The sequence below is a fragment of the Flavobacterium shii genome (assembly GCF_025847235.1).
Taxonomy (GTDB): domain Bacteria; phylum Bacteroidota; class Bacteroidia; order Flavobacteriales; family Flavobacteriaceae; genus Flavobacterium; species Flavobacterium shii.
Genome location: NZ_JAOZEW010000006.1, coordinates 103,540 through 119,893, shown reverse-complemented (window position 1 = coordinate 119,893; position 16,354 = coordinate 103,540). Strand labels below are relative to the sequence as shown.

General features: G+C 33.7%; 8 protein-coding genes. All 8 read right to left on the bottom strand.

Annotated elements, in window-relative coordinates:
• Nucleotides 1-33 precede the first annotated feature (33 nt).
• The 8 genes from OIU83_RS07925 to OIU83_RS07890 all read right to left on the bottom strand — a co-directional run bounded on the left by OIU83_RS07925 (nt 34) and on the right by OIU83_RS07890 (nt 16,347).
• Nucleotides 34-906, bottom strand: a complete 873-nt coding sequence (locus tag OIU83_RS07925; protein ID WP_264205711.1) for an inositol oxygenase — start codon at nt 904-906, stop codon at nt 34-36.
• A 419-nt stretch (nt 907-1,325) separates the two neighbouring features.
• Nucleotides 1,326-5,327 (bottom strand): hybrid sensor histidine kinase/response regulator transcription factor, encoded by a 4,002-nt coding sequence (locus OIU83_RS07920; RefSeq protein ID WP_264205710.1) that lies wholly within the window; start codon nt 5,325-5,327, stop codon nt 1,326-1,328.
• A gap of 92 nt (nt 5,328-5,419) precedes the next feature.
• On the bottom strand, nt 5,420-7,255 hold the full coding sequence (locus tag OIU83_RS07915) for a metallophosphoesterase family protein (RefSeq protein ID WP_264205709.1): 1,836 nt from the start codon (nt 7,253-7,255) through the stop codon (nt 5,420-5,422).
• A gap of 37 nt (nt 7,256-7,292) precedes the next feature.
• Complete coding sequence (locus OIU83_RS07910; RefSeq protein WP_264205708.1) at nt 7,293-9,086, bottom strand: hypothetical protein; 1,794 nt, start codon at nt 9,084-9,086, stop codon at nt 7,293-7,295.
• 153 nt (nt 9,087-9,239) lie between these two features.
• Nucleotides 9,240-9,806, bottom strand: coding sequence for a hypothetical protein (locus tag OIU83_RS07905; RefSeq protein WP_264205707.1), 567 nt, complete (start codon nt 9,804-9,806; stop codon nt 9,240-9,242).
• Between the two features lie 10 nt (nt 9,807-9,816).
• Complete coding sequence (locus OIU83_RS07900; protein ID WP_264205706.1) at nt 9,817-12,093, bottom strand: GH92 family glycosyl hydrolase; 2,277 nt, start codon at nt 12,091-12,093, stop codon at nt 9,817-9,819.
• 127 nt (nt 12,094-12,220) lie between these two features.
• On the bottom strand, nt 12,221-14,533 hold the full coding sequence (locus OIU83_RS07895; RefSeq protein ID WP_264205705.1) for a GH92 family glycosyl hydrolase: 2,313 nt from the start codon (nt 14,531-14,533) through the stop codon (nt 12,221-12,223).
• A gap of 197 nt (nt 14,534-14,730) precedes the next feature.
• Complete coding sequence (locus tag OIU83_RS07890; RefSeq protein ID WP_264205704.1) at nt 14,731-16,347, bottom strand: RagB/SusD family nutrient uptake outer membrane protein; 1,617 nt, start codon at nt 16,345-16,347, stop codon at nt 14,731-14,733.
• Nucleotides 16,348-16,354: the final 7 nt, after the last annotated feature.

Sequence of the window (16,354 nt, the reverse complement as noted above, 5' to 3'; positions counted from 1 at the left end):
TTAGAAAAAGTGCAAACGTCAATAGAAACGTTATTAAAACTTCATTTTCTCTGGTAAATATTTAGCAACTAATTCTTTATAATAAGGTAATAACGCTTTTACATCCGGTTTCACAGGTGCCTTTGTATATAAATCATAAGGATTGAATTTACGTACCCAGTCAAACATTTCTACATCTTTCTCATTCATCAAATGGGCATAGGCATTTTCTTTGTGTTGTGAGTAAAACGAATGGTAACGAATCATATATAAGGCTGGATCGGGCAGATAATCTTTCATAATCTGATATAGATATTCATCATGTCCCCAACTCATTTTTACTATATCAAGTCCACAATTTTCAGTATAAACACCAAATTTCGTATTGAATCTTTCATCTGTATAATCTGGGTTTTCCTTGAAAAAATCAGGATATACAATCTTATCTGAATACGAACATCCAACAGGAAATGTATCGCCAACAACGGCCCATTGCGGTTCGCCAAACAAACAGAGAATTTTTCCTAAATCATGTATAAAACCGGTCAAAACAAACCAATCCGGATGGCCGTCTGCCCTGATGGCTTCTGAGGTTTGTAAAAGATGTTGCGTTTGATCTAAATCAATATCCGGATCACTGTCGTCTACAAGTGTATTTAGGAAATCAACGGCTTCCCAAATCGACATTTCTTTTTTATTAAACTGTAAAAATTCGGCTTCTTTACTGCACACAAAATCGTAGGTTTGATAAGTATGATTTATTCTGTAAAACTCCCTAACAGTTTCTACACGTTCTGAATCGACATAATTTCTAAACTCGTCTTTTTCTTTTACAGGTTCAGATGGATCTGGATATCGTATTAACAAATCATCTTCCCACTCATCCAAATTTTGTAACGGATTATCGCTCTCTATTGGTTTTTTCATAAGATTAAAAATTAATTGTTACCTGACAAAAATAGAATTACCTATAGAAAACAAAATGGACTAATACATCAAAAACATGGATAGATTTTAAATTTGTGTGATTTTCTCATTAAAAAATAGTTCACAAACTAATTGTGATTCAGTGTTAAAGGTTTATTGCCACAGATTTCAAGAAAGTCGGTTTGAGACTTTGACACCCGCACGATAGTAAAAATGGATTTACAAAAGTAAAACCGCAGATTAAAAACTGATTTAAAAATAAAATCCGTTTAATGCGTGTTCCTTTCGCAAAGGAGTTAGATAGAATTAAAAAGATTACATAGATTAATTTATTGTGGTACGAGATTTTGCCATGAATTACAAGAATCTACACAAATTTAATTCGCGATAATTCGTGTAATTCTCGGCAATGAAAAAAATTAATTAATCAACTTACTTGGCGGAAAACCAAACTGTTTTTTAAAACATCTACTAAAATATAACGGATCATTAAATCCTACCAAATTGGTAACTTCAGAAACGTTATATTTCTTTGTTTTTAACAATTCAGCCGATTTCTTTAAACGTATTGTTCTCGTAAATTCATTAGGGGCTAAATCTGTCAGTTCCTTAATTTTTCGATACAATTTAGAAGAACTTACGCCTAGTTTATCACATAAAAATTCTGTCGATAAATCTACTTCAGCCAAATTATCATTTATCAAGGTTGTAATTTTTTCCATAAACTCTTCATCAATTGGAGAATGTGTAAGTAAACTTATTTTACTTTCTACATCACCAGAGAATTTTACTTTGAGTTCTAATCTTGATTTAATAATATTTTCAATAACTGTTTTTAATAACAATGGTTCAAAGGGTTTAACCAAATAACCATCTGCCCCCATATCATATCCTTTTACTTTATCTACATTTTCAGCAAGTGCTGTTAATAAAACAACTGGTATATGACTAATAAACTCATCGTTTTTTAGTTCTTTACAAAATTCTAATCCACTCATAACAGGCATCATAACATCTGCAACACATAAAATAGGTTTTATTTGTCGACAGATTTTCAAGCCTTCTTCTCCGTTTTCGGCATCATAAACTTTATAATAATCAGACAAATAATCGACCAGATATTTCCTAAGTTCAATATTGTCTTCTATAACCAGTATTTTTTCTTTTAACTCTGTGTTCTGAATAATCTTTTTTGCTGCCTTTTCTGGAATAAGCATACTTTGATTATCATTTTTTAAAGCATATTCAAATACTTCTTTGTTGCCGTAAGACGCACGATCTATTGGAATCTCAACCTTAAACGTACTTCCTTTTCCCGGAGTACTTTCTACAGTTATAACTCCTTTATGAAGTTCAACCAAAGATTTTACTAACGACAAACCAATTCCCGACCCGGTATTATTTGCTTTACTATTTGTCGCCTGATAAAATCGTTTGAAGATTTTTTCCTGACTTTTTATCGGGATTCCGATACCATCATCGCTTACTTCGATAATTAATACGCCTTCAATGTCGGGTTTTAGTTTAAGAAACAAATCTACATTTCCGTATTTATTGGTAAACTTTAAGGCATTCGACAACAGATTATAAAGAATCTTATCGTATTTATCATTATCAATCCAGCCGTTAATACTATCAACTTCGGAGATAAAACTTAATTTAATTTTCTTGTTGTAGGCCATCTCTTTATACGAATCAAAGATATTTTTTGAATAGGCCAAAATATCTGTTTTTGAAACTTTAAGTTTTAATTCTCCCGACTGTGCTTTTCTAAAATCAAGTACCTGATTTACGAGATTTAAAAGTCTGCTGGCATTTTGATAAATTAAATTGTACCTGCTTTTTTCGTATTCGGTTGCGTTACTATTATTTTCATCCAATAATTGCTTAGCGGGACCTAAAATAAGCGTCAATGGGGTTCTTAATTCATGTGAGATATTGGTGAAAAATCTTAGTTTTTCATTATTTAGCTTAACATCATGTTCTCTATTTACTTTTTCGGTAAGCAGTTCTTGTTTTAGTCGGATACGGTGTTTAATCTCCCTTCTAATAAAATAAAAAACACAGGACAGTCCTAAAACAAACAACACAAATGAAGTTGGCGTTAACCAAAAAGGCGGTAAAATTTTTATTTGATACGAAACAACCTTACTCCAATGTCCGTCACTATTACTCGATTTTATTTTAAATACATATTTGCCAGGATAAAGATTGGTATATTGAACAATTCTGGAGTTACTATTAACCGTAACCCAATCTTTATCAAAACCTTCCAGCATATATTGAAACTTATTGAGTTTTTCATTTGCAAATGAAGGCGTCGAAAACTGAAGTGAAAAATTGCGGTTCTTATAGTTAAGCTCTACCTCTTTGCCATAATTCAAATCTTTCAAAAGCGGAATTTGCCCATTGATTTCCATATCTGGAAATACTTCTTCATTCTGAATTTTAAACTCGGTAATAATAGGTTCAGGCGACCATTTATTTCTCTTCATTGCATGAGGCGAAAAAGAAATGATACCGTTTTTCCCTCCCAAATAAATAGTAGAATTATTGAAATTAAAAAAACCTCCAGAACTAAAAACATCGAGTCTGTTGCCGCTGTTAACATGGTAAATGTTGATGTCTTTTAGATTCGATTTTACCCAGGCAATGCTATTATTATTGATATTTAGCCATAAGTTTCCGTCTATATCAGATACCATATCTGTAATCCACTTTCCTGAAAGTTCTTTAAAATTGGTAATTGTTGTAAAAATATTCTTTTTAACATCATACAGACATAATCCAAAACGCGTTGAAGCCCATATTCTCCCTTTGTTGTCTATGATAACATCGCTTACATTGTCTTCATGCGGTATAGCGTTTTCTTTTTTAGAAAGTGTTTTGTAAGTTTCTATTTTACCCGATGGGTAATTGTATCTTACAACGCCTGTTTCTGTTGCAAACCAGACATTATTTTTACTGTCTTTTTCTATGGCATTAATCTGAAAACCGGGTAATAATTTACCTTTGGCTGCCTGAACTTCCAAGGTTTTAGTATTTAATATAACAGCTCCTTCTCCAAAAGATCCTACTATAATCGACTCCTCATTAATTTTATTAAATGCAAATACAGGCGATGTATCAAAGCCAACACTGATTTCTTTTGATGAATTGGTACTGTAATTATAAACCAGCACATTCCCATTCCAAAGACCGCAATAAAAAATCCTGCCATCATCTGAGTAAATACTGGCAATATCTTTTTCTTTATTGTACAGCGGCACAAATCCTTTGGCACTCGAAATAAAAAGTCCGTTATGACTTGTTGTTACAATTACTTTTCCGTCATACGTTTTAGAAAAACCACGTATACGAGGTGCCTGATTGCCTATAAAACGGGATATATCCTTATTGAGTGTAAACTGATTTTCGTATGGATCGTATTTATCCAATCCGTCTTCTGTTCCTATCCATAAAACCCCTGAGGCATCAAAACACAATGCCGAAACTAAATTATCTACTATCGAAGTATCATCTGATAATACAGAATAATACCATTTATAATCACCAGTTTTAATATCTTCTAACTCATTACAAACCAACAATCCTCCTAAAGTACCTACCCAATATTTACCATCCGGCGCCTGAGCAACAGACAAAAAATACGGGCCTAAACTGCCTCGAATTTCTTTGTTTTCAATATATAAATTAACAAATTGGTCATTTTTTTTATCTAATTTATACAGTCCTTCACGTGTTCCTATAAAAATATCCCACTTGGCGTCTTCATAAATGAAATTGATATACGGGTTTTTAACATTCGAATTAGGAACAGAAAGTGCATAATTATTCATTTTTACAATCGTTCCTTTGCTGTCTAAAGTTATTTTTGCAACAGATCCTTTATCGTAACTTCCAACCCAGATATTGCCTTTTTTATCTTCAAAAATTTCTTTTACATAGTCAAAACCTTTTATGGGAATCTTTTCAAATCTGTTTTCACTCAGGAAAAACATATAAATTCCCTTGGTTTTAGTTCCTACCCAGACTCTTTTAAATTTATCTACGTGAACGGAACGAATCTCTTCTTCCGGCAGACTGTTTGGATCATTTTTTTGTTTTAAGAAAGTCACAAAAACCTGCGTATCCATTTTAAAAAGTGTCAGTCCTTTTCTGGTGCCTATCCATAAGTGATTCGATACTTCATCCAGTTCCAATGCTGTTATATCATCGTTCTTTAATTTATTTGTGCCTGATGCAGCACTCATATAATTTTTAAATTGATATCCATCAAAACGATTCAATCCAGAAAATGTTCCAAACCATAAAAAACCCTTTTTATCCTGTACAATATGTCTCACAGAATTGTGGGATAAACCGTTGTTGTCATTATAATGTGTAAATTTTATATTCTGCGAATTAGAATAAAAAAACATGATTAAACAAAGAAATAAGATATAAGGATTCGGCTTCATAAAATAAATTATAACTGCAATGTACTCTTTTAGATTAAATTATTATCATATTTTTAAGGACTTATTCGTTCAATTTTGTTAGTTTTTAAGTTAATCTTAAAATGATCTGCAGGTTCGCCTTTCATTGTTTTTAAAAATATTCCTGACCATAAAATCAACTTTTCATTATTTGATTTTTTCAACGATTCGCAGACTATTTCATATTGATTTAATCTACTGATTCCAATTTCGGGAAGAGCCAATTCGTCTGCATTTTTTAATCTGTAAAAATCGAATATCATATCAAAACCATTCCATGATTCGAAATCCTCAATGGTTAAAGAATTAGAATTTAATGTCGCATCAACTTCTAAAATATTCTTATTGAGATACAATAAATCTTTACCGGAAAGATTCTGAATTGACTTTAAAAATGCAGTCGGAAAATCTTCGGGGAGAAACCTGAGACGGACTAATTCTTTCAAATGCCATTCTGTAAATTCCTTATAATCTTTGGCATTCAAAACCTCTTTATTCCAAATAACAGGGCTTTTTATGTTTTGTAAATGTGTATATTCTTCTTCATAAAAAGGGAATAAACTATTGAATTTTGGAACAGAACCTACCACTACCGTTTCTACCTCTACATTTGTATTCGAATGAATAGTAAGCATCTTATACGCTGGCATATAAGCTGCCAAAGAAGGCGTTTGAATATTAAATAAGGTATTGCCTTTTGCTGTTGTTCGTACTCCTGTATCGTTGATGTGCATGTGTCCGCCAAAATGAATCTGAATTCCTGCATCGGCAAATAATTGTGCTACCTCTTCATTGGGAACTCTTGACAATTGCATTTTATCAGCGCCAAACAACAATTTTAATTCGGGTGAAGCACCATTATTAAAATCAACCATAGGATAATGACTGAAAGCGATCAATGTTTTACCTCTTTGTCTGGCTTCTTCCGAAACTTTTTTTACCCAATTCATTAAATGATTTTTATAAATAAGGACATTGTTATAACCAATACTGGCTCCAGAAAAATCATTGGGATTGTTTGTTAAACCAGATAAATTTTTATTAGGAACATATGCATTGGCATCTATCGCCAAAAGCCAGACACCTTTTATGGGCTCGACCAAATAACTTGCATCGGGAAGCGATAAATTGGTGTTTTTAATAGTATAGGTTCTTTTTTCTAAAACAGATTCTGCTGTTGCTTTCTCAAAATTATAACCTTCATAAGTATAACTTGAAAATGGTGTTTCCCAATACAAATATTTTTTTTCTGGAAAGAATCCAAAAGCGGCCATTTCGTTTAATGTTTCCTTGTACCCCCAGTTTTTTATATCGGCTGTGATAATGGGTTCTAATTGACTGTCTTGTTTTTTAAAATTGTTTTTGGAACTGCTTATAATTTGTTCCAGACCGCCTTTGCCCAGAAAATCGGTTTTCACAGCTTCTTGTGCAAAAGGTTTTACAGCATCATGATTTCCTGTGGTTACAAAAAACGACATATCTTTTTCTTTTGAATATTTATCTAATATTTTTCTCAATCCCCGAACATGGACAGGTTGGCCATCATCGCTAAAATCACCTGGAAGAACAACCAGTTTTATACCTCTTTTTGAGATGTCATTTAAAGCTTCTAAAAACGCAAAATAATTTTCATTGAAAATTCTCGTAGAATGCAATTGCGAACTCATTGTTCTTATATTGGCATACTCTCCTGTTACTGGATTTTTAATTCCTTGATAATCATCATCTTCAAATTTTGCAAAAATATCCTGTAAATGAACATCGGCAATAAAGGCTATTTCTATATTTTTGGGGGTTGGCTGCTGCTTTGTTTTACAGGAAACCAGCGTTAGCAAAAGCATAATCGGAAGAAGTCTTTTTTTTAATTGCATGGAATCTAAATAATGATTGTTTTTTATAATTCTTTAATTAACCAATGGTCATTATGTGTCTAAATGGAGTAAATCCTGTAATGTAAACATGCTCCCCATTTGTGCGCAAACTGCCCTGATGATACGTATATTCCTCACTATCTAAATTTTCTACGTTTAGATGTTTACATTTTCCGGGACCAAATTGTATGGTATCACCTGCCATAGTAAGTTCTCCAAGTCCAGATTTAAGGAAATAATTGTTTTTCTCTTTCATCACGTCCCCTTTAATTGTGCTTCCTTCATTAAAACACATTTCGATTGTCACTTCGACATTTGGAGGACCGTCTACTTTAAAATCAAGACTCAGTACTCCATTATTTTCGGTGATTTCAATTATTGTAATTTGCTTTTTCACATTGCTTTTTATTCTCGAATTAAAGTCCATTTTATTCCAAAATCGACCATCCGGTGATTCTGATAATTTATAATCTCCATCGGCTTTACGAAACTCTTCCGCCAAAGGCTGATAATAATCTGCTTCTTTGGTCTCCTTCAATATGTATTTATTCCCTTCTTTCTCGATACCATTGCTGCTAAAATATCCCATTCTAAAAAACGACGTAGACAAACGCATGTATTTTAATATTGAATCTCCTTTTCGATACATTAAAAAATTAGGATTTGAAGATCTTCCTGATACAATCTGAACCGGTTGATCATTACCGCCAAATAATGTTACAGCAGTTTTTCCACGTCTGATTCTTGCCAGATTGGAGATTGCAAAAAACTTTTCAAAATCATTATCAATCGTGCCTTTCACAGGAATTTGTTTCCGAAGCTCTTCGTTTTCCATAAAAAAAGCCAGTGACTCTGATAAAATATCATTTGTAAATTCCGCCATATTTTCAATAGTATTTACCATATAAGCAAATATTCCATTATGGGTATGAATTGCCATATATCGATACTGCAAGTAAAACTTGGTCGCTTTTAAAGACATGAATTGATCCTGCCTTTTGGAATCAACTGTCACCAAATCGCCGTTGAGTTCTGTATAATAAAAATAGGTCATTAGGTTTTTGTGCACTATCTCCAATAATTCCGGTCTGTTAAGTTCTCTTGCCATTGTTATTAATGCTTTGTCTATAACTGCCGAGTAAACTCCACTTCGCTCTAAATAATGTCCGTCATCATTGATATAAATGCCTTCGGCTAACCATTCATCAATTCTTCTCACATATCTGGCATCCGGATAAAGGGAGTTAATACTAGCCAAAGCTGCACAAATGACCCATCTGTGATTTGGAGTATGAACACCTCCTGTTATCATGGCTTCGCCAGCATTTAAAATAAACTTTTTTACTTTATCCTTAAACAGCAATAAATCAACTTGTTTATTGTTTTTTAATATTGCGGCTGCCATACAAATATATTCTAAAATAAAGGCGGTATCGGGAGGAGATTGTCTGTTCCCTCCGGCATCTAATGTGCCATCTGCATATTGCTCTTTTAATAAAAGATCTATTGACTGATTTAGCTTCTCGGTCACAAATCCAGATTTATAATATTCAGATTCTCGATTTGATATTGAAGCCGCCATCGTTGCTATAGAAGTTGCTTCTGCACGAAAATTACTAACTCTTATATTTGGTTCAACCGATGTTCTATTTAATATACTCTTAACTTTGGCATCATTATTTAAAATGAGCTTTTCTATTAATTGAATATCTTCTTTTGCAGCAGCGTGATTTAGAAGTATATCATTGGCAAAAACAACATCACTAACCAATGCTCCTGCCAATGTGAGTCCTGATAATCTAATAAACTCTCCACGGCTGATATTTTTCATATGTCGTTATTTATTGTTTTGAGTGAAACGATGTTTTTGTTTTTGGCCAATTAATATTAGTTGTTAAGATCAGTCGCCCCAAAAGAACTCCTTAGCAAATCCTAATATTCCATCCCTATTTGCTTTTGGTAACTCAACAAAAACCTTTGAGGATTAATTATCTGTTATTTTCACTAATGTGAAATTGATACCTAATGGGTTTTTAATTATTTTGCAGATTAATGGAAATTCCGGATTTTTTACAATCCACATTTCAGTTTCATCTACCTGTGCAACTACGTGTAAATTGTCTAGTAATTTCCCCTCTATTTCAACACTGTTTTTAGCAAGATTTTCATCTAATACATAGGTTGTATTGTTATAAATGAATTTGTTGTTTTTTAATAAATCCTGATATGCAGACTGTGAAATCATAAAGAAAGTTTCTGTAGGTTTTAAGCTTAAAACGGGTTCATATTCTCCCTGATTAAAACTTAGCGCATTTCCGTTTTTTAAAGCTTCCGACAGGATTACAATACTGCTTTTTACGCCTCTAGTATCTAAATCTAAAATCAATTTATCATTAGCAATTTTGGAAGTCAGAGTTAAAGTTCTTGTCTGTCCATGAAGTTTACAGATATAACTTAATTCTGTATTATTTTTAAGGGTTGGAATATATTTTTGAGCTGTTCCTATCTGATGCATTGCACACACAAGAAGGATTAAAATGGTCTTTTTCATCTGTGCCGGTTTATTTTGTTGGTGGTAATATAGTAGTTCCCCAAGCCGAAGGTTTTGAATCCATTTCGAGAATCAATTCCCCTCCTTTGGCAAGATCTTCGTGTAAAATCCAGGCTTTGTTATACTGCTTTCCGTTTAATAATGCCGATTTTATATATCTGTTTTTATCATTCATTTTTTTTGCCGAGATTTTAAAATAGTTTCCGTTTTCTAACTGCAAAGTTATTTCCTTAATTAAAGGCGTATTCAATAAATAATACGGTTGACCTGCATTGGGATACAATCCCATCATATGAAATGCCAACCAGGAAGACATCGCACCTGAATCGTCATTACCAGGCAAACCTTCATGCGAGCTATTGAAATTATCTTTTATAATGGTTCTTATCCTATCACTGCTTAAATAGGGTTTTCCTATCCAGTGATACAAACACGGTGTTAAAAACGACGGCTCATTGGCTATGTTATACAATTTAGTGTCAAAAAAAGTATCCAGTCTCTTTTTAAAAGCCACTTCGCCTCCGGATTTACGAATCAGTTCGGGAACATCATGCGGAATACTTAATGAATACTCCCATGAATTACCTTCGTAAAAAAAGACACACCAATGGCATACATACCAAGGAGATTCAATGATAACGGGAGTATATCTGAATGTAGGCTTTTGAATTTTTGAATCTCCAAAAACTACATCGTCCAGCCATTTTCCTGAGGCGTCTTTTGGCATAATAAATCCTGTAGATCCGTTATTTACATAATCTGAACGCCATAAATTTTGCCAGTTATCTGCTTGTTTTATGTATTGATTGTACAAATTCATATGATTCAATCCTTTGGCTACAGTTGCAATATTATAGTCGTTATATGAATAATCAATTGTTCTGTTTCCTGCGCGATCTGTACCGTATGGCACATATCCTAATTTTAAATAATCTAATAATCCTCCTCTGCCTTCTTTTTCTTCATTTCCTCCTGGTGGTACTGTGGCATCTTTAAGCATTGCCTGCAAAGCCAATTCATAATCTATTCCTTTTAAGTTTTTCACAAAAGCATCGGCTAAGACTACCTCGGCATTAGAGCCGCCTTGTGTACGCCCATTATCGTTTCCGCTGCGACCTTCGGGTAAATATCCTTCACGTTTATAAATGTTTAACATTGCATTTACAATTTCGACCTGACGCTTGGTATCTATTAATGTTAACAAAGGACTGGAAGTTCTAAAAGTATCCCAAATACAATAAAAATCATCGTAATAAGGTTCATCGTTTGTCCATAATGGGTTTTCTCCTGTTCTGTCTACAGGCATTATCATGGTGTGATACAAACCGGTGTAAAACATTTTTTTATATTCTTCGGATGTATCTCCCGAAAGTGTGATGCAGCTTAATAATTCTTCCCATTTATTTTCTAAGTTCGCTAAAACCGTATTAAAATTCCAGTGTGGAATTTCTACTTCTATATTATTTCTTGCTTTTAATTCACTTAAAAAAGAAATTCCGATTTTAATATTAAGCTCTTGTTTTCCTTCGTTGCCAAAAGAAAATAGTGCTGCCGTTTTTTTCCCTGAATCAAATTGAGCTGACTGATTGTTGTAAAATTTTCCGTCTTTCCATGTTATATATTTTGCAATCGGTTGGTCAAAAACTGCCCAAAAATAAACGGTATAGGCACGACCATTATTCCATCCGCCACGAATTCTGCTGTAACCACGAACTTCTGTATCAGAGACAATTTCTATTTGAGAACCTACAAATTGTTGTGCTTCTCTTCCGTCTGGTATTGCTTCTTCTCCCAGAAAAAATCCCGGATCAATTTTTAAACCTTTAGATGCATTTTTGGGATAGGTAATGCGATAAAAAGAAACTTTTTCAGCCGTCGTTATTTCTGTTTTTATCTGATTTTCTTTGAAAACAGTTTCATAATAGCCCAGCTTTACATTTTCTTCTGCTCTATGCGAAGTTTGATCCAGCTTATCTAAAGCTCCTGAAAAAGGCATAATCTGAATGTTTCCATATTTAGGTCCACCGCCAGTACCACTTACATGAACCTGACTAAATCCTGTTACTTCTTTTGGTATTGAAAGCCATCCACTATTAGGATTAACAGTACAATCCGGACTTGGTTTTACCATTCCGTATGGACATGAAGGTCCGATAAAAACCCTACCAACTCCTTCTGATCCTATCATGGGATCTACGTAATTATGAAGCTGCTTTTGGGCATTAATCTCAATGGTACAGCATAATGCTATTACAAAAAAAGTTATAATCTTAATAAATAATTTCATTTCCTTATTTCTTTATCAGGTGTTATTTTTTTAATAAACGGTTACAACTTGCATGAATTTTATTTAATACATAGAAACATCAATTCTCTAAGTTTAAAAAAGACATTTCTATGTGTTAATAGAAAACTTAACGCTTTGGCGTACTTGACATTTCCAAATTTAATTCTCCACCATCTGTAATATCCTGATGAGAAACATGGAAGTTTTGTACCGGTAAATTATTATATTTTATTGCATCAATATAAATATTTGAAGCACTATTATTATTGGCATTAATAACAAACTTTTTGCCTTTATAATAATCCGGATTTAATTGAATGGACACTTTATTAAATATCGGACTTCCTATCTGGTATTCAGGATTTGCCTCTGTACCACCGTTCATTTGAAACAAACCAATTTTAAGCAATACATTCAAGCTTCCCATTAATCCCTGATCTTCATCTCCGTTATAACCTGTACTTGGAGACAATCCGCTGAAGGTTTCTTTCACTACATTTCTTGTCCAATACTGTGTTAAATCTGGTCTTCCTAAAAAATTAAAAATAAAGGAGGCTTGTATCGAAGGCTGATTGCCAAAATTTATCGGAATACGGCTGAATTCGGGATGCAACTCGGCATCATGTGAAGTACCGGAAGTAAATTTTAATTTTTGAGCCTCTTCAAACTGACTGTTTAATTTTTCTACCGCTTTTTCTTTGCCACCCATCAACGCTACTAAACCGTTAATATCATGAGGCACAAACCAAGTCGATTGTGCACCATTAGATTCTATAAAACCATGTTCATACTGATATGGATCAAAATTTTCAAGCCACTTTCCGTTTACATTTTTAGGACGCATCCAACCTGTTGTTTTATCAAAAACATTTTGGAAATTTTTGGCTCTTGCCATAAAGTAATTATAGTCGTCATCATGCTTTAATTTCTTAGCCAATTGTGCTAATGTCCAATCTTGATAGGCGTATTCTAATGTTTGACTCGCGCCGTCCTGATGGCTTCCAAATTCACCTTCGGGAATCGGATAAGGAACAAAACCATTATTGATATAATACTTTAATCCTCCACCACTATCCGTATTATGTTCATAACCTGCTTTTCCCATAATACCATTGAGCATATGGTTTTTTTTGAGTGCGGTATAAATATTTTCTAAATCTTCTGTTATAATTCCTTTTTGAATCGCACTAACAATAAAAGGTGTCGTTGAAGCTCCTGTCATTACAAAGGTATCATTGCCTCCGGATGGCCCACGCGGAATCATACCGCCATCTTTATAATATTGCATTAACGACTGTACAAATTCTCCCATAATTTCAGGATAAGCAAGTCCCCAAAGTGTATTTATTGTCCATTGTGCACCCCAAAATGAGTCCGAATTGTATTGATTAAATTTAGGTTTTCCTTCTTTATTTAAAGGCAATTGTCCGATTCTAAATTTGTCTCCGGTATTATCGGGATAGGCACCATTTACATCGCTAATCATTTTTCTTCCCTGCAAAGCATGCCAGAGATCTGTGTAAAATCGTCTTTGATCTGTTGCTGTTCCACCTTCGACTTCAATTCTGCCCAGCAAATTATTCCATTCTTTTTTAGAATCTGTAACTACTTTGTCAAAATCCCAATGAGGTAGTTCCTGCTCCATATTATTACTGGCATTTTCCACCGAAGTATATGAAATCCCTACTTTCATTAATACCGTTTTATCGGCTTTGTTTAAGTTCACCAAATAATTATTGGTGCTACTATCGTGTTCAATCGAAGCAATGGGTGCATTAAATTTAATTTTAAAAAATACCGTTAAGGGTTTTGGACGTCTAAAATTGGTACTCAATACTAATGATCCTGAAAATTCATAATCACTGTTTTTCTCAATTATTCCGTTTGTATTATCACAAGGTCCCAAGATCGTATTTAAATTAAAAAGAACCGCTTTTTGAGCATTATCGGGAAATGTATAACGATGAAAACCAACTCTTTTTGTACTGGTAAGTTCCGCAGTTATCTGATACTTATCTAAGAATAAGAAATGATAACCCGGAGTTATTTTTTCGTTTTCATGACTGAATTTAGAATAAAAATCAGTGAAAACACTTTTTTTATTGGCAGTAGAAATCGTTAATGGCATTACAGAAACCCCAGACATTTGCCATTCATGAATATGACTGAAACCTTTTATAGTATCTGTAGTGTACTTGTATCCGCCTCCCCAATCGCTGTTGATTTCGGTATCGGGACTTAAATTAACCATACCAAACGGGCGACTTGCCGATGAAAAGAAAAACCATCTTGAATTATCCGTATCGAGCTGAGGATATACCTTATCTACAAATGATTTATTTTTTATAACAGCATTTTTTTCGGTTTTACATGACACTAAAAAAATAAGAAAAAAACTTATTCCTATACGGCTTATTTTATAAATTTTATCCGGTTTCATCTATTCTAATTGTATTGATAAGGGACTACACTTTTGTTTATTACGCTGTCATCATTTTCCCAGGTTTGAAAATGCAGCATTAAAAATCAACATAGACAATCTGGCTTTTAACAAAAAAGGAGAAGGAATTTTAGTCCTCTTCTCCTTTTTATAAAGTTGTAATCTATTTGAAAATTGCTTTCAGATTAATATTAATCCTAGTTATATCCAGTATTCTGCGTTAGCGCGGGATTTAGAACCATAGCATTTGTTGGAATCGGGAAAGTGCGACGATACGTCTCCGAGTTTGTTTTGAATCCCCATTGCCCTTCATATTTTCCAAAACGAATCATATCGTTTCTATGCCAGGCTTCCTGTGCAAATTCGCGGCTTCTTTCCTGATAAAGTTCTTCTAAAGTAACACCACCCCATGCTGCAGAAGTAGTTCTGTTTGAACGTACCATATTTACCAGTGAAACAGCAGATTGACCTAAAGTTTCGTTACCTCCACGAAGAATCGCTTCTGCTTTCATCAGGATAACATCTGAATAACGTAAAAAAGGCACATCATTATTTTGATTACGACTTGTTGAAGTAGCATCAGGATAAAATTTAATATTTCTATATCCCATATTCCAGGCAATTTCATCATTTCCACAATCAAATAAAGCAGGATTCTGGCGAAGAATAATATCCGGCGTTAAGTTTACCTGATATGTATAAGCTGCACTACCATCTGATCCTGTATAAAACTGATCATAACCTTTCTTTGTCGTAGTAACCGTTACAGGAGTAACACCATCATTCATAAATTGTAAACCTGTTAACCATTGGTTGTTGCGAATATCATTAACATCGTTAAAATACGCATAGAATTCTGGCAAAGTACTTCTTGGTGCACTAGGCGTAAAAGAAATTCCAAACTTTGCTCTTTCAGAACGCGGAACATCATAACGGGCATGATACATTTGACCATTATATCCTACCGTAACAGCCGAAGCATCATAAGGAACTGCAAAAATAAACTCTTTCATTTGTGGTCCGTTTGTAGGGTAAAACATTTGAAGATAAGTACTTCTTGGTTCAATCATGTATAATCCAGAATTAATAACAGCATCGCAAGCTGCAATACAATCATTATAACGCTGAGAGCCTGTATAAACATCTGCATTCAAATACAATTTTGCCAGTAGAGCATTTGCTGTTTGCTTATTTGGTCTTCCGTAAGTTGTAATTCCTGAAAGCGGATTTAAATTAGGAAGTGCTTTCTTTAATTCTTTTTCGATAAAAATAAAAACATCTTTTCTGTCTGATTTAGCATGAGCTGTAAAATCTCCGTAAACAGTATCTAATGGCACATTTCCGTAGCTGTCCATAAGCATAAAATAAGAAATGGCACGCATGGTTTTTAATTCTGAAATCATAGTCGTTTTATCAGAACCTTCGGGCATTGTTTTATCTAAAATAGAAATAGCCTGATTACTAGTTCCGATAACTTTGGACGACCAATCCCAAAGACTTGAGATCCAACCGTTGTCTGGTGTCCAATCATGGTAATGTAACATACTGTAATTCTGATTATCGAACCAATTCCCTCCTCTTGCCGGCATAATTGATTCATCTGTACTTAATGATTGTGTAAACCACCATGCAAATGAATACTCACCACGAAAAGCCACATATACCGGACCTGCTGTCTGTATATATTGTGCGGAATTTTGAGGAAATACATCTGGTGTAAGCTGCGTTGTAATTGGCACATCAAGATCATCACAAGACCATAATAAACCAACCAATAGTACTGGAAGTCCTAAATATTTTAATATATTTTTCATGATTTTA

Coding starts and splice junctions, on each gene's coding strand:
- OIU83_RS07900 (WP_264205706.1), bottom strand. CDS start 12,093: ATGAAATTATTTATTAAGATTATAACTTTTTTTGTAATAGCATTATGC.
- OIU83_RS07905 (WP_264205707.1), bottom strand. CDS start 9,806: ATGAAAAAGACCATTTTAATCCTTCTTGTGTGTGCAATGCATCAGATA.
- OIU83_RS07890 (WP_264205704.1), bottom strand. CDS start 16,347: ATGAAAAATATATTAAAATATTTAGGACTTCCAGTACTATTGGTTGGT.
- OIU83_RS07925 (WP_264205711.1), bottom strand. CDS start 906: ATGAAAAAACCAATAGAGAGCGATAATCCGTTACAAAATTTGGATGAG.
- OIU83_RS07915 (WP_264205709.1), bottom strand. CDS start 7,255: ATGCAATTAAAAAAAAGACTTCTTCCGATTATGCTTTTGCTAACGCTG.
- OIU83_RS07895 (WP_264205705.1), bottom strand. CDS start 14,533: ATGAAACCGGATAAAATTTATAAAATAAGCCGTATAGGAATAAGTTTT.
- OIU83_RS07920 (WP_264205710.1), bottom strand. CDS start 5,327: ATGTTTTTTTATTCTAATTCGCAGAATATAAAATTTACACATTATAAT.
- OIU83_RS07910 (WP_264205708.1), bottom strand. CDS start 9,086: ATGAAAAATATCAGCCGTGGAGAGTTTATTAGATTATCAGGACTCACA.